Raw genomic sequence first — 21,366 nt, forward strand, 5'->3', positions numbered from 1 at the left:
GAAAGTAAAATATCTTTTTTACTGTAACCCTTTCCTTTGGAAATTTTAACTAAATTCTTTGTGATACGTTGTTGCCATGCATCAGTATATCCCTTAAATCTCAGTTTTGGCGCCGTTTGCTCTTCTTTATTCTTCATGTAATTCTCCCTCAAGTACCTTTATCATCTCATTTAAACCATCCATAATTTCATCATCTTCTGAGGTTAATTCTTTGAGCATCCCCACTAATTCTTTTTGATTCTTCTCAATTTCTGCATCAGTTTCTTTTAATTCAGCAGCAACCTTTTTAAGATCAACTGGTGGTTCAGGGACAAAAGTATCAACATAGCGTGGAATATTTAAATTAAAGTCATTTTCTTCAATTTCTTCCATTGTAGCTACATGAGCATAACGTTCTACATCTTCACGCTTCTTATAGGTCTCAAGAATCTTGTTAATATCTTCTTCTCTTAACCTATTCTGATTCTTACCCTTTTCAAAACCTTTAGAAGCATCAATAAATAGGACGTCCTTATTAGGTTTATTCTTTCTTAAAACTAATACAACTGTAGGAATACCAGTAGAATAAAATAGTCCTGCAGGCAAACCAATTACAGCATCTATCTGATTCTTTTTAAGTAGACTTTCACGAATTTTACCTTCTTTGGCTCCCCTGAAAAGTACACCATGAGGTAAAACTATCGCCATAGCTCCATCATCTTTTAAGTGATAAAGTCCATGCAATAAGAATGCATAATCAGCTTTAGTCTTTGGTGCTAAACCATAATCTTTAAAACGTGGATCTTTCAATTTTCGATCACTATTATCCCAGCGTGCAGAATAGGGAGGGTTAGCAACTACTACGTCAAAATTTCTTGGACGGTCTACTCCTTGCGCATCTAAACCATCAGGCCAATCTTGTTCTAAGGTATCAGCATTCCTAAGCGTCATTCGATCATACTTAACTCCGTGCATCATCAGATTCATACGAGCTAAGTTATATGTAGTAGTATTTAACTCTTCTCCAAAATATAATGGTTTATTATTAAACTCATCTTTCAGAGTTAATAATAAAGATCCACTACCACAAGCAAAATCATAAACCGAGGGCTTCTGAATATCTCGATCTAAGTTAGCAGTTGCTAGTTTTGCTAAAACCTGTGATACTTCATGCGGAGTATAAAATTCTCCCGCCTTCTTACCAGAATTTCCAGCAAATTCGGCAATTAGAAATTCATAAATATCACCTAAAATATCATGACCATTTTCATCTTTATATTCAACTTGATCAACTAAACTAACTATATCAGTTAAAGCTTTAGCTCTAGCTGCAGTAGTATTACCCAGACGTGAATTTGCTAAATTCATATCGGCAAATACACCAGTAAAATCTTGTTTAGCATTGGGATTCAATTTAAGATTATTATCAAAACTACTAAACATATTTTGGAAGGTATCGGGAGCAATAGTGCTATTATCAACTTCTTCAACAATTGTCTTCCAAGTGTATTTTGGTTCAATTGCATAACCTAAAGAACCAGCAATTTCTGCTAAATAGTCAGCTTTATCGTCTCCACTTGCCTCTTCGCTATATGTTTTATTAATTTCATCTAAATTATCTGCTAATTGTAATTCATTTAATAGATAATCTTCTTGTCTTTCAGATAAATAGCGATAAAACATAAAGCCCAAAATATAATTACGATATTCTGAAGCATCCATATTACCTCGTAAACGGTTTGCCATTTCCCAAATTTGACTAGTTACGTCTTGTGCTTTACTCATGCCTTATATTCTCCTAATACTTTTTGACAATCTCATCGGCAAATTTTTGCAAATGATCTCTTAATTGACGACGATATTTAATCTTATTTAATGACTGAATTTCTTCGTCCTCTGCATCTGTTTTATATACAGCAGAAGCCTCTCGGACTATATCATCTAGCTCTCCACCCAGATTCAAATCATCTGAACCTTCGATATGACCGTAAATTACATTATTAACCTTTTGACTAGAAGCAATATCAACTAAACCCCATTTGCGTTTAAACGAAAGAATTTCTTCTCTTTCCGATCTATCTGTATACTTCTGCAATAGTTCATCAATATCTTCTTGATGAATAGGATAATCTCCTACCACTTTATCTGCTAATACTTGATCAGTAAAGTCATTAATCTTGTCTGCTTTTTTTCGATCATCCATACGAGCAGAAAGTTCTTTAATCCTTTGAGCTGTTGCTTTGGCCCCTTCTTCATTTTTTTCATGCTTTTGATTCATTAATTTTGCAATTAATTGTTTTAAGTACGAATATGATACCCGTACTTCTTTTACATGTTCCATTTCTAGATCAATAGCAGAAAAATCTACATCCATACGTTTTGCAATGCTCTTTCTAAGATCAATCGCTAAAGTGGTGGTTAAAACTTCCTCTTGTCTTTCTGAAATTCCAATTTCATCCAAAAGAGTGTTAGGATTCTTAGCATCATATTCGTCATCCTGCTTAGCCATCGCCATTAAATGGTTATATTCACGTAAATCTCTAAGCATTTGATCTTGTCGTTCTTTTTCAAGACTTTGTGGAACTGTCGTAAAATTATCAGTTAAATCACTAAGTGAATTTACTACTTTGGTTAAATCCTTTTTTATTTCACTAAATTCTGGTACTATTACACCCTCATTCGTTGATTCAACTTCAATTAAATCAGTTTGTTCATCAGCAGAATGACGATCAGCATATTTTGCTAGAGCTTGTTTCATGTACTTTTCGCTTTGTACCGGCCAACGATAATTTACGATTCTACCGAAAGGCTTAGTTTGCATATTAAAGACACGATTTGTTCTTGAATAAGCCTGAATCAATGCAGCCCCTTTTAGAGTGCGATCAACATATAACGTATTTAATTGTGGTGCGTCGAATCCAGTTAATAATTGGTCCACTACGATAACAATATCAAAGTACTTATCATCATCAATTGAACGGTTAAGACGAGCAACTACCTGATCGGTATATTCTTTGACATCTTTTGGACCAAAGTTAGTACCAAATTCTTCATTATAATCTCTCATTGCTTCATAAAGAGATTTATTATTCTCTAATTGTCCATCATCATTACTTTTATCTTGGCTAAAAGTAATTCCAATTCTTAATGGTTTATCTCGTAAAGAATTTTGTTTCTTAAATTCTCGATAATACATCATTGCCATTGGAGTAGATGCGCGATTACCACCCACATGAGTAGTAAGAAGAGCATTAAATTCCCCATTACGTGAACGTTTATCCCAATTATCTAAGATATCCTTAACAACCATCTCGACATGCTTTCCGTTATTATCATAAACACTTGGCTCAATCATATCGTCAGTATCTTCCGGCTGCAGATTAGCAATTCTATTTTTAATGTCTTCTTCGGTATAGTTAGGGTAGCGAGCCTTAAAATATGCTGGCAAATATTGTTCTTTTAATACTTGCTCACTTAATGTCGTTTCAAAATCAACTTTAAAACCCAAAGTATTACCATCTCTAATTGCATCTGAAATAGTATAACTATGGATATTACTGCCAAAAATATCTTTAGTGGTTGGATAATTATCAAAATTAGGCGTTCCCGTATAACCTACCCAGGCTGATCTTGGTAATGCCTTCTTGATATTATTCAACATATCACCAGCAGTTGAACGATGAGCTTCATCCACGATAAATAAAATATTCTTATTAATCAAAGAACTAATATCCTCTTTATTCTTCACTAGTGCTGACATCTTTTGCAAAGAAGTAACAATAATTCCATTGCGTTTAGTCTTTAGCTTATTAGCTAAGACCCATCTATTAGTGGCATCAGTTACTACTCCACCGATACCGTTTTCATCTTTTTCTGGATCATAAGCACTATATTCTTCTACAGTTTGATTAGTAAGAGCAACTCTATCTACTAAAAAGACAACTTTATCTACATTTGGCAAGTGAGAAGCAAGCCAAGCTGTCTTAAATGAAGAAATTGTTTTACCTGAGCCAGTTGCATGCCAAACATAGCCGATTTCCTGTGGCCCAACATCAAAATTATGTTGACGAACCTTTTGAATTATTGAACTAGCTGCATAAACTTGATAAGGACGCATAACTTTGAGCGTCTGATCCTTAGGAGTTCCATCTAAGATCATATAATTCGTTGCCATCTGGTGAGCCATTGGAATAGATAAGACGCTAGAAGTAAATTCATTCCAATTCATCACTGGCGAATTATCATTTTTTCTTTGCCATCTAAAGGCAAAAGCTTTATTAAACTTTTCATCTGTTGTATTTGCTATATACTTTACATCTTCTGGTGTCATACCAACAAGAATCTGCAAAGTGGAGTAAATACCTGTGTACTGTTTTTCATAAATATACTGCTGCATTTGATTTAGAGCTTCATCCGTATCATGATTAGAAGCTTTTTCTTCAATTTGAATAATAGGTAAGCCATTGATAAGCAAAGTAGTGTCAAAACGACGTTCTTCAAAACCAGGAATAACTGCCTTTCTTTGAATCTGGTTTACAACTTGATACTTTGTATTTCCAGCACCAACTTGGGCTTGATCAAAAACCGTTAAATAAACATGTTCTCCAGAATCTAAATCAACTTCAATTTGTGAGACACCATTTAATCCATAAAGAAACTGACCAGCTTCATATGGAGTTTTTAAATTATTAATAATCTGTTTAACTTGATTAAATTCATTCTTTGATAATGGTTGATCTAATTTATCTTGATTATTATTTTCGAGAATATTTTTAAAATTATCCCACAACGCTTCAGTAGTTTTAATATCAGGACGATATTCCCATTGCTTAACTCCACCTAAAGTAGTAAGTTTAGTTATTAATTCATCTTCAAATTTAAGTTCATCAGTTTGTAATGACAAAACAATTTACTCCTCTATCTTTTTCTAACAGTTAGATTATACAATAATATTACTCTCACTTGATTGGAACGAAAACAGAATAAGCAAAAATGATTTATAAAAAAATAAAAAACACATCCCAAATCGATAATACAATCAGAACGTGTTTTTCTTTAGATTGCATGCTACCTGCAATCATTAAGCCAAGTAAGTCCACATTGGCATTTTTTCAGTAATTCTCTTTATCTTGAACATTAACCTAATTTGTTATATTCTTCATCACTTACCGGTTCAAGCCAAGTGTTCTTAGAGTCACCAATCATCACAGCGATGTGTGCAAACCATGAATCCTTAGTTGCACCATGCCAGTGCTTTGTATTTGGATTTACAATTATAACATCCCCAGGAACCATCTTTTGTGCGGGCTTGCCTTCTTCTTGGTACCAACCTTCACCGGCAACTGCAATCAAAATTTGAGGAACTGAATGTTTATGCCAATTATTACGGCAACCTGGTTCAAAACTAACATTATGAACAGCGGTTTTAGCTTCTTCGCTTAACGCTAATTCTTTAAGATAGCTTGTACCCTTAAAGAACTCAGCAAAAGCTTCGTTAGATTCACCAAAACCAAAGACACTATTTTTTACTTCTTCTTCATTTTTAGCCATATTTAATTACCTCACTATTTCTTTTGTTAATGATAGTATATGACTTTTTGATAAGAATGATAAATACTTATAAATATTAGTCAGGTATTACTTTTTATTATGATAATTTATTGAACCGGCTGACCTGAATAAATTCCAAATCCAGCAGTTACTTGAACATTTTGGCCAGTAATTGATTTGGCCTGATCACTCGCCAAGAAGTAAGCCATATTTGCAATATCTTCCGGTTGAACAATATGGCCTAAAGGACTAGCTTCATTAAACTTCTGAATAACCTCTTTAGGATTTCTCTGAAACATAGCAGTATTGGTTGGACCGGGCGCAATATTATTTACTCTAATACCATATTTTCCATAATCTAACGCCATCGACTTAACTAAATTTACAACTGCACCTTTAGCAGCATTATAAACTGCCATATTGTAGTCACCCATTAGACCTGATACAGAAGCAATATTAGTAATCACACCATGACCTTGTTTGATCATTGTTGGAACAAATGCTTTTGTCATAAGAAAAATGGATTTTACATCAATTGCCATCACTCTATCCCAAGTTTTGCTATCTAGTTCGTGAAGCGCACCTTTTGCAAATACACCTGCATTATTAATAATATTATCTACGCTATCAAAGTTTTCCAAAACCGCATCTGCTAAAGTTTGCACAGAATTTTCATCAGAAACGTCTACTTTTTGGAATAAAACTTTTACCTTTGGAAATTCTTTTTGAAGTTCTGTTGCAACTTTACTGCCATTTTTTTCATCAAAATCTGCCATTTTTTTCATCAAAATCTGCCATTACAACATTCCAATTATTTTCTAGAAACTTCCGCGTATCACTAAGTCCCATTCCTGAAGCAGCACCTGTAATTACAACTGTATTAGCCATAACTTTCCTCCTAAAAATCAGTCCAATAAATTTAATTCAATTTCTTTACTAACTTTCTTTAAACTTTTTACAAGCTTACTAATATTAGATCTCTTAATTCCGATAAAGTACCTGATAAGCCAATGACTGCAACAAAATTATTGTTTTTGCATAAAGGAACCGATAAACACCTAAACTTCATTTCTTTTTCTTCATCATCCAAGGCGTAACCTTGATCACGGATTACTTTTAACGCACTTACCAACGACAATGGATCTGTTAAAGTGTTTACTGTTTTAGCCTCAAAACTATTTTTCGAAAATGTATCTTGTTGCTGATCTAATGGTGAAAATGCTAATGCGCATTTCCCCATTGCAGTCGTATTTAATGGCAAACTTTCACCTAACCGTTGATAGTCCTCGTAGTGCTTATCTGTTGGAATAACTTGACTAATAACAATCTTACCTTTAAACACAATTCCAACATATGCACTCAGTTGGTATTCATCGACAACAGGTTTTAATAATGGGACAACGGTCCAATTAATATCTTGAATACTTTCAGGCTGTGCAAACTGCTGCTTTAGTGAATATTTTCGTCCATTCTTTACCAAAAAATCTAATTCAGTTAGTGAATAAAGCAATCTAAATGCTGTGGCTGAATTTAAGTTAAACTCTTTCTGAACCTCATTTAATGTGACTACTTTTCTTTTTTGAACTAAATCTAAAATTTTCTTTGCTCTAACTAAAGTAGAAAGGAGATATTTATTTTCCATGGAATTTTCCGCCCTTCGTAAACTATCATAATCAGAATTTTCTTTTTTCAAAAAACTACTGAAAAATTTTCATATAGTGAAAATTTTATTGCATAATAGAAAGAATTTTCAACTTCAATTAGGTCATATATTCCCAATTTTTCAATATTTTATTGCATCTAATTTGACTTTAAACTTTTGTAGAGAAATATATATTTTTCATAAAATATATTGATCTCTATTCTTCAATATGATTTAATTTTAATTACATTAATTATAGGGAGTAACCGACAAATTTAATTTGTATTTATGGCGTCATATCACGAAAGCAATTTCCGCTGTAAATTTAAATGGTGAGACTATGTTAAAACTTTTTTGAGTTTGGCATAGTCTCTTTTTTTGTCTATGCTACCTAATTATGGAGGTAAAAATGAGAGAATACTACCGACAGCCAAAAGCTGAAGTTTTAAAAGAATTTAAAACTGATAGCAAAGGTTTATCATCTGCTCAAGCTAAAGAAAATCTTGAAAAATTCGGCAAGAATGCTTTAGTTGAGGGCAAGAAAAAAAGTACCCTTCAAGTATTCTTAGAGCAGTTCAAAGACTTAATGGTTATTATCTTAATCATTGCAGCAATTATTTCTGCTTTTACTGGTGAACTTGAAAGTACTTTAGTAATTATTGCAGTTTTAATTTTGAACGCAGTACTCGGAACTGTTCAACATATTAAAGCTGAAAAGTCATTAGAATCTTTAAAATCGCTTTCTTCTCCAAGCGCAAAAGTTATACGTAATGGTGAAAAGATTGAGATTGATTCTAAAGACGTAGTTCCTGGAGATATCATGCTTCTTGAAGCTGGTGACATGGTTACTGCGGATGGACGAATCTTGGATAATTATTCACTTCAAGTTAATGAAAGTTCCTTAACTGGTGAATCAACCAATATTGACAAAGCCGATGTCGATATCGATGAGGAATTACCAATCGGTGACCGTATTAACATGGTTTACTCAAGTTCTTTGGTAACATACGGGCGTGCCAATGTTTTGGTTACAGAAACTGGAATGAACACTGAAATTGGTAAGATTGCTTCCTTAATGAACGAAACTAAAGAACGTCGTACCCCGCTTCAGGTTTCACTTGATAACTTCTCATCTAAATTAGCAATTACAATTTTAATTATTTGTGCGGCTGTCTTAGGTTTACAAATCTGGCGTGGCCAACCATTGTTAGATGCCCTCTTATTCGCAGTTGCCTTAGCCGTAGCTGCAATTCCCGAAGCTTTAAGTTCGATTGTTACAATTGTTCAAGCGATGGGTACTCAAAAAATGGCTAAAGAAAATGCCATTATCAAAAACTTGGCTGCTGTTGAATCTTTAGGTTCAGTTTCCGTAATTTGTTCAGATAAAACTGGAACTTTAACTCAAAACAAAATGACCGTTGAAGACATCTACATTGGCGGTGAAGTTCTTAAGCCAAATCAATTAGACTTAAGTAATCAATTGCACCGCTACTTGCTTTACGATGCAGTCTTAAACAACGATTCAAGTATCAAAGACGGTCAAGTAATCGGTGATCCAACTGAATCGGCCTTGCTTGAAATGTATCACCAAGTTCCTGGGATTGACTTAGGCAACAATCAACTTGGTTTATCAGAAAAAGATTTACGTGACTTATTAACTCGTCAGCAGGAACTTCCATTTGATTCTGACCGTAAGTTAATGTCAACTAAACACCTTATTCACAACGAACCAACTATCTTTGTTAAGGGTGCCATCGATGTTTTACTTGATCGCTGCGTTAACATTCGTATTGGCGATGAAGTTCGCCCAATTACTGACGAGGATAAGAAGCAAATTTTAACTCAAAACACTCATTTTTCAGAAAATGGTTTACGTGTTTTAACATTTGCTTACAAAGAAAAAAATGATGATTTATCTATCGAAACTGAAAACGGCTTTACTTTTATTGGTTTGGTTTCTGAAATGGATCCACCAAGACCTGAATCTGTTGCAGCTGTTGCTCGTGCCAAGAAGGCCGGCATCCGTACTGTTATGATTACTGGTGACCATAAAGTTACTGCTGTCGCAATTGCAAAAAAGATTGGTATTTTCAATGACGGTGATCTTGCCGTAACTGGTTTAGAATTAGATAAAATGAGCGATAGTGAACTGGCTGATAAAATTGAAAAAATCGCAGTTTACGCTCGTGTATCACCTGAAAACAAGATTCGAATTGTTAAAGCATGGCAACAAAAAGACAAGATTGTTTCCATGACTGGTGATGGTGTTAATGATGCCCCTGCCCTTAAGAAAGCTGATATTGGTGTAGCCATGGGAATTACTGGTACTGAAGTATCTAAGGATGCTGCCAGCATGATTCTTGCGGATGATAACTTTGCGACTATTATTAAGGCTGTCGCAAATGGACGTACTGTTTTTGAAAATATTAAGAACGCAATTATGTACCTTCTTTCAGGTAACTTATCTGCAATTATTACTGTATTATTTGCATCAATTGCTGGATTACCAGTTCCATTTGTTGCAGTACAACTTTTATTTATTAACTTGGTAACTGACTCACTTCCAGCCCTTGCAATCGGAATGGAGCCAGGAGCCACAGATGTTTTAGATAAAAAGCCACGTGATCCAAAGATTGGAATTCTTAATAAGAGTTTAGTAAATAAGATTACCCTTCAAGGTATCCTTATCTCTATTGGAGTTATTACTGCTTTCCTATTGGGACTTCAAGATAGTCCAGCAGTAGCCACTACAATGGCCTTCTCGACTTTGACTTTTGCTAGATTACTTCACGGATTCAACTGTCGTTCACAACATAGCATCTTTAAGATCGGTTTTAAAAATAACTGGTACAGTTTAGCAGCATTCGGTTTAGGTACTTTCCTACTTGCTTTAATCCTTTTTGTTCCTGCTTTACATGGATTATTCGCAGTTACTCCTTTAGCAATGAATGAATTAATGTGGATTGTAATCCTCGCATTGATTCCAACAATTATTATTCAACTTGTTAAGGTTGCTAATGATAGAAAATTATAAAATTTAATAATACAAAAATGGTTGAGTTATCCAAAAAAGATATCTCAACCATTTTTCTTTATACTAATAATTTTAGTTACATCTTACCGCCAAAGACTGGAAATACTCCTGCTTGACCATAGTCAACTGGAGTAAACTTCTTAAGCTTATCCATGTCTTCATCGCTGATTTCAAAATCAATTTCAGCATTACTCTTCATATGGGTCGGATTTGCGGACTTAGGTAAAACAACGCAGTTAAGTTGCCAGTCATAGCGAATACATAATTGAGGAACACTGACACCATATTTCTCCGCCATCTTATTAATATCAGGATTGTTCAAAGCTGCACCGTGTGCAATTGGTGAGAATGCTTCAACCACAATATCATTTTCTTGACTGTAGTTAATTAGATCCATTGGAGTTTCACCGATATGAACCAAAATTTGGTTAACTGCAGGCTTAGTAGAACTATTTTTAATGATGTTGTCTAAGTCTTCCTTTTCAAAACTTGAAACACCAATTGTACGAAGCTTACCTTCTTTAACAGCATCTTCCATTGCACGCCAAGCTTCAAGATTACCTTCGAAATGACGATCATTTGATTGATTTACTTCATTCCAAGGTTGTGGGTTGTGGATGATCATCATATCAAGATAATCTAAACCCATCTTGTTCAAAGTTTCATCAATTGAAGCCTTAGCATCTTTATAATTCTTTAATTCTGCAGCAACTTTTGAATTTATAAAGATTTCATCACGTGGAATTCCAGACTTCTTAACGCCTTCGCCTACCCCACGTTCATTTCCATAAGCCTGAGCAGTGTCAATGTGGCGATAGCCCATATCAATCGCAGCTTCAACAGCTTCCGGAGTTTGAGCATCAGGAATTTCCCAGACACCAAGAGCCATTTTAGGAATTTTTACACCATTATTCATAGTTAAAGTTTCATCAAAAATAGACATCGAATCATTCCTTTCTTCATTAACTATATTTTAAAGAAAAAAGGAGATCAATGTCTAAGACCTTGTTTGTATTGATTTCTATAACTTAAATGTATAACTATTTGTTCAAATCATTAATTACTTCACTAAACATCTTATATGACTTCAACCATTTCTTCTCATCATAAATATAAGTATTAACCATTAATTCATCAAAATGCACCTTTAAACTTAGACGTTTAATTTGCTCTTTGACTTCTTCTTTTGTGCCAATAACGGTTAAGGCGCCCATCTCTTTTACAATTGCCTTTTCCCTACCAATGATATCCTCTGATTCAAATGCTACTGGACCAAAATTAGGAACATATCTAGCCTTAATATAATCGTGCCAAATCTGATCTTCTGACTCAACTGGTTTCGGCAATAATTTTTCACCTTGCCCAGTTACAATATTTAGCATTTGTTGAGTCTGAGTTGTAGACAGATATTTTGCTTCTTCATGCGTATCTGCTAAATAAGCATTAATTCCAACGATAGTATAAGGTTTATCTAAGAATCTAGATGGTTTAAATTCGTCTTGATAAATCTTAACTGCTTTAATTAATTGTGCCGGCGCAAAGTGTGATGCAAAAGCATATGGCAAACCAAGTTTTGCTGCTAAATGCGCACTGTCAGTACTTGACCCTAAAATATAAATTGGAATATCAGCTCCAGCTGCCGGATACGCATGAACGTTTAATGTGTCATCAAAGTATCCTTGAAGTTCTTCAATATCATTTTCAAAATTATTTTGTGCATGAAAATTTTCTTTTCGAATAGCTTGAGCAGTTTTTATATCAGTTCCTGGAGCACGACCTAATCCTAAATTTACACGTCCTGGATACATTCTTTCCAGCATTCCATATTGCTCGGAAACAATATAAGGCGTGTGATTAGGAAGCATAACTCCACCTGACCCAACTTGAATAGTCTTTGTCTTATCTAATGTTTTTTCAATTAATAATTGTGTTGCTGAACTAGCAAAAATTTTTGCATTATGATGTTCAGCAATCCAGTACCTAGTGTAGCCCCACTCTTCTGCTTTCTGGGCTAAATCAACCATTTCTTGATAAGCCTTTTGATAACCATCTTCAGTTTTTATAGGTACCAAATTTAAGATTGAGTATTTCATTTTTACCTCACTAATTCAAAAAATCATAACTTACTTATCGTAAGTATATATCCTTTGAAAAAGTAAGTAAAGAAAAAGTAATATACTTTAATTTTTCTTAATTCAAAAATTCTGCAAGTCGCTTCATTGCTTCATGCAAATTCTCATCACTTGAGGCATAAGACATTCTCACATATCCGTCTCCACCAGGACCAAAAGCACTACCTGGAGTTAAACCAACTTTCTTATCAAATGCCAAATCCAGGGCAAATTTCATATCGTCTTTACCATATTTTTCTGGAATTTTGGCAAAAATATAGAACGCTCCTTCAGGCTTTACAGTTTCCATGCCCATTTTATTGAGTTCTTCCAAAACAAAATCACGACGTTTTCTATAAACTTCTCTATACTTCTTCGGATCATCCAAACCATTTTCTAATGCTTCAATTGCTGCTGCTTGAGAGGAATCATTAGTAGTGGTAACCAAAAGTCCATGTACTTTACTAATCTCAGCCATGATTTCGGCAGGACCAGCAATATAGCCAATCCGGTAACCGGTCATAGCATGCGATTTAGAAAGACCTGAAATATAAATTGCTCTTTCTGGAATCATTGAAGCAATTGAATAATGATCAACACCATATGTTAATTCACTATAAATTTCATCAGTAATGACATATAAATGATTATCTTTAATAACCTTCGCAAGTGCTTGTATTTCTTCTTTTGAATATTCAACCCCAGTTGGATTAGTTGGATAATTCAAAATCACAGCCTTTACTTCTGGGTTTTCATTAATAGTCTCTTGTAGTTTTTGAGGGGTAAGTTTAAAACCATCTTCGGAAGTATTCATTAATACGTATGAGGTATTGGCCAAAGTAGCCGCAGGCCAGTAAAGCGAGAAAACTGGTGTAGGAATAGCTACCTTATCTTCTGGATTAGTAATCGCAAATAAAACTGCATTAATTGCCTCTGTTGCACCAACGGTAACAGCTACTTCTGTTTCAGGATCATAATCAACGCCAGTTTTTTGCTTTAAATAATTACTAATGGCTTTTCTTAACTCTAATTTTCCCTTTTGTGGAGCATAATGAGAATCATTATCTTCAATACTTTTAATTGCTGCTTTTTTGACATGCTCTGGAGTATTCATGTCTGGCTCACCTAAAGTTAACTTAATAATCCCAGGAATTGCTGAAACTTTATTATCAAAAATTCTAATTCCTGAAGCTTTCAAGTTAGCAATTTTTTTACTGTAGTCCAAGTCATTAGCTAATTGAGGCATTGTGATCCTTCTTTCTTTTTATAATTAGATTAAATCCATCTTTACCAAGTATTCTGCATTTTCTACGGTATTCCATGCAGCACCCTTTAATAAATTATCTGCGACCACCCACATATTGAACGCACCTGGATTTTCATAGTCTGGACGAATTCTTCCGACAAAAGTTTCTCGTTTACCTGTTGCATTAATCGGTTGTGGGTAAATTTGATTTTTAATATCATCTTCAAGCACAACTCCAGGGAAACTAGCAACAGCATCCATAATATCTTGAGCAGTTGCACTTTCATCTTCAACGGTAAAGTAGACACTTTCACCGTGAGAAATTGGCACTGGAACACGGACACAAGTTGCCGTCACCTTGATGTCCTTGGCATTCATATCATTTAGCATGATCTTCTTAGTTTCATGAATCATCTTCCATTCTTCATGAGAATAACCGCTATCTTCTAAAACATCGATTTGTGGTAAGAGATTAAATGCTAAAGGATAATGCTTCTTGTCGCCTTTAGTTGGCAAAATATGTGCATCTGCTTGCATATCTTTTCCATCTAAATAATCCTGACTTTCTTTTTTAAGTTCATCAATTGCTGCTTGACCAGCACCTGAAGCAGCTTGATAAGTAGAAACAATAATTTGTTTCAAGCCAAACTTTCTTCTAATTGGTTCAAGTGCCATTACCATTTGAATAGTTGAACAATTAGGGTTAGCAATAATACCGTGGTGATTTTTTAATGCTTCTGGATTTACTTCTGGCACTACTAATGGCACATCTTCATCCATTCTAAAGGCGCTAGTATTGTCAACACAAACTGCACCGCGCTTAACGGCTTCTGGTAAAAATTTTTTTGACACCGCTCCACCAGCTGAAGATAATACTAAATCAACTCCGTCAAAAGATTCTGGCGTTGTTTCTTCAACAACTAAGTCTTGATCTCTAAATTTTAAAGTTGTTCCGGCTGAGCGACTTGATGCAAGGAGCTTTACACTCTTAACTGGAATCGTTGACTTAGCCAATTGATCAATCATTCTTCTACCTACCGCTCCGGTAGCACCTAAAATTGCTACATTATATTCTCTACTCATTTTTTATATCCCCTATTTACAAAATATTCTCAAGTCCAACAATCAACTCATTCAATTGATCAACTTTTTCTAAAGCTACTTTTACTCCGCTCATAAAGCTGTCACGATCAAAAGAATCTTGCCGAATTGTTAATGCTTCACCAGGACCGCCAAACAAAACTTGCTCATGAGCAATATAGCCTGGTAAACGAACCGAATGAATTTTAATTCCCTGGTAATCTCCTCCGCGAACACCCTTTAAGCTTTCTTCTTCATCAGGGGCAGTCTCATGTGCTGGGCGATTTTCACTTATCAGCTTAGCAGTTGCCAAAGCTGTTCCAGAAGGTGCATCTTTTTTATCAGCATGATGCATTTCGATGATTTCAACATCTGGGAAATATTTTGCTGCTTCCTGAGCAAACTTCATAAGAAGAACGGCCGACATTCCAAAGTTAGGAGCAATTAGGCCTCCAATATTTTTTTCTTTCGATAAACTAATTAACTCTGCTTCTTGTTCATCTGTTAAACCAGTTGTACCAACAATTGGTGAAATATGATGATTTATTGCAAACTTTACATTTTCATAAACCGCGCTTGGAGTGGTGAAATCGATCCAAATATCAGCAACATTATCAGGAATTTCATTTAATGAAGTGAAAGTTTTTGCACTTTTTGAAAGATTAAAGTTTGCTAGATTATCAATCTCCCGTGGTGCTAAGCCTGCTACTATTTCAAAGCCATCCATTTTATTTACTAAATTGACAGCCTTTTGTCCCATAGCACCTGTGAAACCAGCAATTAAAACTCTTTTAGTCATTTTCTAATTCCTTCCCTAAATCTAAGGTCAATTCATGCGATAATGCATCATCTGCCAAGCCTAAGTTTTGAGCTAAAGCAACTTTTTCTTCATTATTTAAACTTACAAGCGGCAATCTGCATCCCCCAGTACTAAAACCTTGCGCATTAAGTACTGCTTTAACTGGTGATGGAGATGGATACATGAATAATGCTTGCATTCTAGGTGTTAACCAACGTTGAATCTTAGCGGCCTTTGGATAATTTCCAGCATAAAGTGAATCAAACATTTGACGCATTTCTTTGGTATAAATATGACTAGCAACTGAAATCACGCCCGTTGCACCCAGGAGCCTTGCAGGCAAAGCTTGAGTATCTTCACCGGTAAAGACCTCAAAATCATCATCTTTATTTTCAATAATATATTCAAGTTCTTCAAGAGATGCACATTGCTTAATCCCTTTAATATTCTTTAAATGAGATAGTTGCACGATGGTTTCTTTTTCCATCTTAACGCCGGTTCTACCTGGAATGTTGTAAATTAAAATTGGCATCTTTGTCTGATCATTTACCGCTGAAAAATGGGCAACCATACTGCGTTGATTAGGCTTGTTATATGGTGGAACAACAACTAAGGCGTAATCAATTCCTGAAATCTCAGCAACTTCATTAGTGAATTTAATGGTTTCAGCTGTATTGTTACTACCGGTTCCCGCAATTACCACGGCTCTGCCATCAACGATTTGACCAAACTTTTGATAAAGTTCAATCTTCTCGTCATGTGTTAAAGTTGGAGTTTCACCAGTTGTACCGCCAATCACGAATCCGTTACAACCTAAATCAATTAAATGATTAGTTAGTTTTTTCAAACTAGCAAAGTCAATCTTTTTATTTTCATCAAATGGCGTTACAATTGCCGTTACTAAATCTGCATCAGTTAAATTCACCATTTTAGTTCTCCATTCTATTAATCAAGAAACCTTTAATTGCTTCAATACCTTTTTGAATACTTTTTTCATCTGGATTAAGTGTCGCCGAGTGAAGTTGCGAATCATCCCCTACCCCAAGCCAAAACATGGTTCCAGGAAACTTAGCAAGTAAAAAGCCAAAATCTTCACCGGTCATCTTTGGAGCTGTTTCAATATATTCAACTTCAGGATTATTCTTCATATAAGAAATAAAGTTCTTTGTTAATTCGGGATTATTTTCAACTGGCCAATATCCACCTTGATTCAAATCCAAATTAACTTCCATATTAAAACTTTTTGCTATTCCCTCACAGACATCCCTTAGTCGTTGATCAATCTCTAAAATCATCTTTTGAGTTAAACCACGAATTGTTCCTTCAATTCTTGCACGACCCGCAATTACATTTCTGATCGTGCCCGCTTCAACCTTTCCTAAAGTAATTACTCCACTTTGAATAGGATCAATGCTTCTAGAGATAATGGTTTGAATTTGCATTATTAATGAAGACATTGCCACAACAGTATCATTTGCATTTTGCGGAAAAGCTGCATGACCACCTTTACCAATCAAATCAATATTTACTTCAGTAGTTCCTGCAAATAAGGTGCCCATTCTACAGCCGATACTTCCAGCAGGTAATTCTGGATTATCATGAAGACCATAGAATTCATCAGGTTTAAATTCTCCTTGAAAAATTTCTTTTTCATATGCCAGCATACCGCCACTTTCACTTTCTTCGGCCGGTTGGAAAAAGAAAAGCAAATTATCTTTTGGTTGATTTTCACTGAAATAACTAAGTAGACCTAATGCGACAGTCATATGAATATCATGTCCACAAGCATGCATTACACCAGGATGTTTCGAAGCAAAAGCTAAACCTGTTTTTTCTTCAACAGGAAGAGCATCAATATCAGTTCTGTAGCCAATTGTTCTTTGCGAGTTACTTCCTTTAACTAATACCAAGATTGCAGTTGGTAATTCTTTGGGAACTTTGATCTTTAAAAATTCTTGATTTAGTCCTTGAATAACCTGCATTAAATATCCGTAAGTTTCTTTTTCTTGCAGAGCTAATTCAGGTATTTCATGTAAATGTCTTCTTATCTTTATTAATTGTTCTTCATTTAAAACTGACATTTTATATCTTTCTCAAATCTTCTTCTAAACCGGTCTTACTTGCTGTTTGATCATCAACTCTTTTAATCACACGAGCGGGTACACCAGCAACCATTGTATGTGGCTCAACATCTTTAGTTACAACCGCACCTGCCGCAACAACTGCGCCTTCACCTACATGAACACCTTCAATTACTACAGCATTTGCTCCCATAACTACGTTATCATCGATTCTAACTGGTTCAGCTGAGGCCGGTTCAATCACACCTGCAAGAACGCTGCCAGCACCAATGTGACAATGCTTACCAACAATGGCACGACCACCAAGTACAACTCCCATATCGATCATGGTATCATCACCAATTTCAGCACCAATGTTAATAATGGCGCCCATCATAATAACTGCATTCTTTCCTATTAATACTTGATCACGAATGATAGCACCCGGTTCAATTCGAGCATCAAATTTCTTTAGATCAAGTAAAGGTACTGCAGAATTTCTAGCATTATTTTCAATTCTTGATGCTTCGATCTTATCTTCATTTGCCTTTAAAAATGGTTCAACATCTTTCCAGTCACCAAAAATCACGCCTGAATGACTCTCGGTGAAGTTTTCGATTTCAGAAGGAAAATCAATTTGATTCAAATCTCCCTTAATAAATACTTTTACTGGTGTCTTCTTTGGTGCATTTCCAATGTATTCAATAATACTTTTTGCGTCTAATTGTGCCATTTTAAAACCTCTATCTATTAATCTTCATATGATTGATCTAAATGAACTAAATCTTCTAAGCTTTCGCGCTTAATTACTAACTTTGCCTTACCATTTTCTGCAAATACCACAGCTGGTCGCGGATTACGATTATAATTTGATGCCATTGAATAGCCATATGCACCTGTATCAAGCATCGCTAGAATTGATCCGGCCTGAGTTACTGGTAATGCTTGATCTTGAGCTAAAATATCGCCGCTTTCGCAATATTTTCCAGCAATCCTGACATGTTCAGTTGCTTTTGCATGAGGATCGGAAGCTAAAACTGTTTCATATTCTGCATCATAAAGGGCGGGACGAATGTTATCACCCATACCACCATCAATTGCAACATATGGACGATAGCCTGGAATAATTTTTCGACTTCCTGTTGTATATAAGTTATATCCGGCAGGTCCAACGATCGAACGCCCCGGCTCAATATCAATTTCAGGAATTGGAAAATCATTTTTATTTGCTTCTTCTTTGATGGTTTGAATAATTGCTCTTACAAATTCCTCTGGTCTTAACGGATTATCATTTGCAGTATATTTTATTCCGAATCCCCCGCCAACATTAAGAATACTTGCAGTGTAATCATATTGCTCGCGCCAATTTTCAACAATTTCCATTAGCTTCTTAGCCGCCATTTGAAATCCATTTAACTCGAAAATTTGTGACCCAATATGAGCGTGAACACCAACCATTTCCATTCGCGGATTTGCAAGAACCTTTTCTAAAGCTAAATCTGCTTGACCTGATTCAAGGTCGAAACCAAATTTACTATCAACTTGACCAGTTTGATCGTATTCATGAGTATGAGCTGAAATACCTGGTGCTATTCGAAGCATGACTTTCATCTGTTCATCTTTTTCTTGCAAAATTTGATCAAGCAATTCAATTTCATAAAAATTATCTAAGATAATTTTTCCAATATGGTGATCAACAGCCATTTCAAGCTCTGCTTTTGATTTATTGTTGCCGTGAAAACTAATTCGACTAGTTGGAAAATCAGCCTTCAATGCCGTATAAAGTTCTCCGGCCGAAACTACGTCTGTGTATGCACCTTCTTCATTTGCAACTTGATACATGGCAATTGATGAAAAGGCCTTACTTGCATAACTAACTGCGTATGCCACATTTTCTTCTTCAAAGACCTTTCTAAAAGCTCTAATTTGACTGCGAATTCGTTCAACATCATAAACCACAAGTGGCGTTCCAAATTGATGGGCTAGTTCGACGGCATCTACACCACCGATTGTTAAATGACCTTGTTCGTTAATTTGTTCTTTTGTAATTTGAGAATTCATAATTTTAGCTCCGTTCTGTTAGACGAAACGCTAATAAAAAAATCCACTGTCTGCGCATAACAAACAATGGATTAACTCTTCTTAATCTGATAGTCGATAGCGCTCCGCAAAATCTTTGCGACAGTTCGTAAGTTCTTAACTTACGACCCAGCGTATGCATTTGGCACTGCATCGCTTCGGCAACTTCCCCTTTCACAATTATTCAAAGTCTTACCAGACTCCTAATTGCTACTGATGTCAGTTGCGCCTCTATTGAATTTACCTGTAGTCTACGCTTTGATTAAATCCAAGTCAATACTTTTATTATGTTTTTTTAATTTTTGTAAAATTATAGTTATTAATATATCTGAATTTAACTTGCAAGATTAAAAATTAATGTTAAAATTCAACTTAAAATCATTTCGAGTTCAAAAACATTTTAAGGAGTTTTATATGAAAATTGTAAAGTTTGGAGGCAGCTCCCTTGCCAGTGGTAACAACGTTGAGCAAGCATTAAAAATTATCTTAAGCGATAAAGACAGACAAGTTATTGTAGTATCTGCGCCTGGAAAAAGAGATGACCAAGATATTAAAGTTACTGATCTTTTAATCAAATATGCAAAGCAAGTACTAGCTAATAAAAACTCAAATGAAATAGTTCAAGAAATTTATTCTCGCTATCAAGAAATTGCTAATTATTTTGGTTTAGAAAATGAAAAAGTAGAAATTATCAAAGAAATTTTACTTAATTTACCTAAGAAAAGTTATCCAAATTCTGACTATTTAATGGCCGCTTTTAAGGCTCATGGTGAAAGATTAAATGCTAGATTAATTGCTCTAATTTTGAATCATCAAGGTATCAAAAGTAGATTCTTGGACCCAGTTGAAGCAGGCCTAATCGTCACTGGTGAGCCTAATGATGCGTTAGTAAATCCAGAAACTTATATAAATCTTGATCAAGTATCAATTGATCCAGATGAACGAGTTATTTTTCCGGGATTCTTCGGTGTAACGCCTTCTGGAAATATTGCGACCTTTGCTCGTGGTGGTTCAGATATTACTGGGGCAATTTTGGCTAGAGGATTACATGCCGATTTATATGAAAACTTTACTGACGTGAATGGTATTTTTGCTGCCAATCCGAATATCGTTGATCATCCCCAATCAATTAAAAAAATGACTTATCGAGAAATGCGAGAATTATCTTACGCTGGTTTCTCAGTATTCCATGACGAAGCCTTAATTCCAGCGATTCAGGGGCAAATTCCAATTAATGTTAAAAATACCCATGAACCCGAAAATCCCGGTACAATGATCGTTCCTGAAAAGAACTTTGATCCAGATAATATTATTACCGGTGTTACAAGTCAGAAAAATTTTTCGGCCTTATATTTACACAAATATCTCTTAAATAAAGAGGCCGGTTTTACTTTAAGAATTCTTCAAATCTTGGATAATCACAATGTTCCTTATGAACACATGCCATCTGGAATAGATGACATTACGATTATCTTTAACAACGAATTTTTAAATGACCAATTAATTGATCAAATTTGTAATGAAATTCAAGCAATGATCAATCCTGACAAACTCGAATGGATCAATAATTATGCCATTATTATGATTGTTGGCGAAGGGATGAAACAAACTGCTGGTGTCAGCAGACAAATTTTAGATTCTTTAGGACAAGATCAGATAACTCCAAGAATGATCAATCAAGGTGCATCACAAATTTCGATCATGATTGGTACTCAAAAAGAAAAAGCCGATAAAGCTGTAAAAATAATTTACGATCAATTTTTTAATTAAATGAAAGGGCTAACTA

At 35.0% G+C, this 21,366-nt stretch carries 17 protein-coding genes and 1 riboswitch; of the genes, 2 read left to right on the forward strand and 15 right to left on the reverse strand.

Features of this window, described 5'->3' with window-relative positions; all coding sequences use genetic code 11:
* Nucleotides 1-126: 126 nt before the first annotated feature.
* From NFR82_RS07085 to NFR82_RS07105, 6 genes are all read right to left on the reverse strand, one after another.
* Nucleotides 127-1,764 carry a type I restriction-modification system subunit M gene (locus NFR82_RS07085; protein ID WP_251717592.1) on the reverse strand — a complete coding sequence of 546 codons (1,638 nt, stop codon included), beginning with the start codon at nucleotides 1,762-1,764 and terminating at the stop codon, nucleotides 127-129.
* A 13-nt stretch (nucleotides 1,765-1,777) separates the two neighbouring features.
* A complete protein-coding gene (locus tag NFR82_RS07090) occupies nucleotides 1,778-4,882 on the reverse strand; it encodes a type I restriction endonuclease subunit R (RefSeq protein ID WP_251717593.1) in 3,105 nt (1,034 codons plus the stop codon).
* A gap of 233 nt (nucleotides 4,883-5,115) precedes the next feature.
* Nucleotides 5,116-5,529 carry a cupin domain-containing protein gene (locus NFR82_RS07095; RefSeq protein WP_251717594.1) on the reverse strand — a complete coding sequence of 138 codons (414 nt, stop codon included), beginning with the start codon at nucleotides 5,527-5,529 and terminating at the stop codon, nucleotides 5,116-5,118.
* Nucleotides 5,530-5,636: 107 nt separating this feature from the next.
* Nucleotides 5,637-6,305: an SDR family NAD(P)-dependent oxidoreductase gene (locus tag NFR82_RS07100; RefSeq protein WP_251717595.1), complete on the reverse strand. Its 669-nt coding sequence runs from the start codon at nucleotides 6,303-6,305 to the stop codon at nucleotides 5,637-5,639.
* Entirely contained in the window at nucleotides 6,292-6,417 is a 126-nt protein-coding gene (locus tag NFR82_RS08845; protein ID WP_277612426.1) for a hypothetical protein, read from the reverse strand. The genes NFR82_RS07100 and NFR82_RS08845 overlap by 14 nt, the downstream gene beginning before the upstream one ends.
* Nucleotides 6,418-6,484: 67 nt before the next feature.
* Nucleotides 6,485-7,171, reverse strand: coding sequence for an IclR family transcriptional regulator (locus tag NFR82_RS07105; RefSeq protein ID WP_251717596.1), 687 nt, complete (start codon nucleotides 7,169-7,171; stop codon nucleotides 6,485-6,487).
* A 409-nt stretch (nucleotides 7,172-7,580) separates the two neighbouring features.
* Here NFR82_RS07105 and NFR82_RS07110 point away from each other — a divergent pair, with 409 nt between their 5' ends.
* Complete coding sequence (locus NFR82_RS07110) at nucleotides 7,581-10,205, forward strand: cation-translocating P-type ATPase (protein WP_251717597.1); 2,625 nt, start codon at nucleotides 7,581-7,583, stop codon at nucleotides 10,203-10,205.
* Between the two features lie 76 nt (nucleotides 10,206-10,281).
* Here NFR82_RS07110 and NFR82_RS07115 read toward each other — a convergent pair whose 3' ends face one another.
* From NFR82_RS07115 to lysA, 9 genes are all read right to left on the reverse strand, one after another.
* Entirely contained in the window at nucleotides 10,282-11,148 is an 867-nt protein-coding gene (locus NFR82_RS07115) for an aldo/keto reductase (protein ID WP_251717598.1), read from the reverse strand.
* Nucleotides 11,149-11,245: 97 nt separating this feature from the next.
* A complete protein-coding gene (locus NFR82_RS07120; RefSeq protein ID WP_251717599.1) occupies nucleotides 11,246-12,298 on the reverse strand; it encodes an LLM class flavin-dependent oxidoreductase in 1,053 nt (350 codons plus the stop codon).
* A 97-nt stretch (nucleotides 12,299-12,395) separates the two neighbouring features.
* Nucleotides 12,396-13,562 (reverse strand): aminotransferase class I/II-fold pyridoxal phosphate-dependent enzyme, encoded by a 1,167-nt coding sequence (locus NFR82_RS07125; protein ID WP_251717600.1) that lies wholly within the window; start codon nucleotides 13,560-13,562, stop codon nucleotides 12,396-12,398.
* A gap of 24 nt (nucleotides 13,563-13,586) precedes the next feature.
* Nucleotides 13,587-14,645, reverse strand: a complete 1,059-nt coding sequence (locus NFR82_RS07130; RefSeq protein WP_251717601.1) for an aspartate-semialdehyde dehydrogenase — start codon at nucleotides 14,643-14,645, stop codon at nucleotides 13,587-13,589.
* A 16-nt stretch (nucleotides 14,646-14,661) separates the two neighbouring features.
* A complete protein-coding gene (gene dapB, locus NFR82_RS07135; protein WP_251717602.1) occupies nucleotides 14,662-15,441 on the reverse strand; it encodes a 4-hydroxy-tetrahydrodipicolinate reductase in 780 nt (259 codons plus the stop codon).
* Nucleotides 15,434-16,369, reverse strand: coding sequence for a 4-hydroxy-tetrahydrodipicolinate synthase (gene dapA / locus NFR82_RS07140; RefSeq protein WP_251717603.1), 936 nt, complete (start codon nucleotides 16,367-16,369; stop codon nucleotides 15,434-15,436). The genes dapB and dapA overlap by 8 nt, the downstream gene beginning before the upstream one ends.
* Before the next feature lies 1 nt (nucleotide 16,370).
* Nucleotides 16,371-17,522, reverse strand: coding sequence for an N-acetyldiaminopimelate deacetylase (locus tag NFR82_RS07145; RefSeq protein WP_251717604.1), 1,152 nt, complete (start codon nucleotides 17,520-17,522; stop codon nucleotides 16,371-16,373).
* 1 nt (nucleotide 17,523) lies between these two features.
* On the reverse strand, nucleotides 17,524-18,234 hold the full coding sequence (gene dapD / locus NFR82_RS07150; RefSeq protein ID WP_251717605.1) for a 2,3,4,5-tetrahydropyridine-2,6-dicarboxylate N-acetyltransferase: 711 nt from the start codon (nucleotides 18,232-18,234) through the stop codon (nucleotides 17,524-17,526).
* Between the two features lie 17 nt (nucleotides 18,235-18,251).
* Complete coding sequence (gene lysA / locus NFR82_RS07155) at nucleotides 18,252-19,562, reverse strand: diaminopimelate decarboxylase (RefSeq protein WP_251717606.1); 1,311 nt, start codon at nucleotides 19,560-19,562, stop codon at nucleotides 18,252-18,254.
* Nucleotides 19,563-19,651: 89 nt separating this feature from the next.
* Nucleotides 19,652-19,822: riboswitch (Lysine riboswitch) on the reverse strand.
* Nucleotides 19,823-19,994: 172 nt separating this feature from the next.
* Between lysA and NFR82_RS07160 the strand changes: the two genes are divergently transcribed.
* Entirely contained in the window at nucleotides 19,995-21,350 is a 1,356-nt protein-coding gene (locus tag NFR82_RS07160) for an aspartate kinase (RefSeq protein WP_251717607.1), read from the forward strand.
* Nucleotides 21,351-21,366: the final 16 nt, after the last annotated feature.

Source organism: Lactobacillus agrestimuris, from assembly GCF_943193025.1.
GTDB classification, from domain to species: Bacteria; Bacillota; Bacilli; order Lactobacillales; family Lactobacillaceae; genus Lactobacillus; species Lactobacillus agrestimuris.

What these genes read in the sequence shown, in the direction of transcription:
- NFR82_RS07085 (WP_251717592.1), bottom strand. Translation starts at nt 1,764, where the DNA reads ATGAGTAAAGCACAAGACGTAACTAGTCAAATTTGGGAAATGGCAAAC.
- NFR82_RS07095 (WP_251717594.1), bottom strand. Translation starts at nt 5,529, where the DNA reads ATGGCTAAAAATGAAGAAGAAGTAAAAAATAGTGTCTTTGGTTTTGGT.
- NFR82_RS07100 (WP_251717595.1), bottom strand. Translation starts at nt 6,305, where the DNA reads ATGGCAGATTTTGATGAAAAAAATGGCAGTAAAGTTGCAACAGAACTT.
- NFR82_RS08845 (WP_277612426.1), bottom strand. Translation starts at nt 6,417, where the DNA reads ATGGCTAATACAGTTGTAATTACAGGTGCTGCTTCAGGAATGGGACTT.
- NFR82_RS07105 (WP_251717596.1), bottom strand. Translation starts at nt 7,171, where the DNA reads ATGGAAAATAAATATCTCCTTTCTACTTTAGTTAGAGCAAAGAAAATT.
- NFR82_RS07110 (WP_251717597.1), top strand. Translation starts at nt 7,581, where the DNA reads ATGAGAGAATACTACCGACAGCCAAAAGCTGAAGTTTTAAAAGAATTT.
- NFR82_RS07115 (WP_251717598.1), bottom strand. Translation starts at nt 11,148, where the DNA reads ATGTCTATTTTTGATGAAACTTTAACTATGAATAATGGTGTAAAAATT.
- NFR82_RS07120 (WP_251717599.1), bottom strand. Translation starts at nt 12,298, where the DNA reads ATGAAATACTCAATCTTAAATTTGGTACCTATAAAAACTGAAGATGGT.
- NFR82_RS07125 (WP_251717600.1), bottom strand. Translation starts at nt 13,562, where the DNA reads ATGCCTCAATTAGCTAATGACTTGGACTACAGTAAAAAAATTGCTAAC.
- NFR82_RS07130 (WP_251717601.1), bottom strand. Translation starts at nt 14,645, where the DNA reads ATGAGTAGAGAATATAATGTAGCAATTTTAGGTGCTACCGGAGCGGTA.
- dapB (WP_251717602.1), bottom strand. Translation starts at nt 15,441, where the DNA reads ATGACTAAAAGAGTTTTAATTGCTGGTTTCACAGGTGCTATGGGACAA.
- dapA (WP_251717603.1), bottom strand. Translation starts at nt 16,369, where the DNA reads ATGGTGAATTTAACTGATGCAGATTTAGTAACGGCAATTGTAACGCCA.
- NFR82_RS07145 (WP_251717604.1), bottom strand. Translation starts at nt 17,522, where the DNA reads ATGTCAGTTTTAAATGAAGAACAATTAATAAAGATAAGAAGACATTTA.
- dapD (WP_251717605.1), bottom strand. Translation starts at nt 18,234, where the DNA reads ATGGCACAATTAGACGCAAAAAGTATTATTGAATACATTGGAAATGCA.
- lysA (WP_251717606.1), bottom strand. Translation starts at nt 19,562, where the DNA reads ATGAATTCTCAAATTACAAAAGAACAAATTAACGAACAAGGTCATTTA.
- NFR82_RS07160 (WP_251717607.1), top strand. Translation starts at nt 19,995, where the DNA reads ATGAAAATTGTAAAGTTTGGAGGCAGCTCCCTTGCCAGTGGTAACAAC.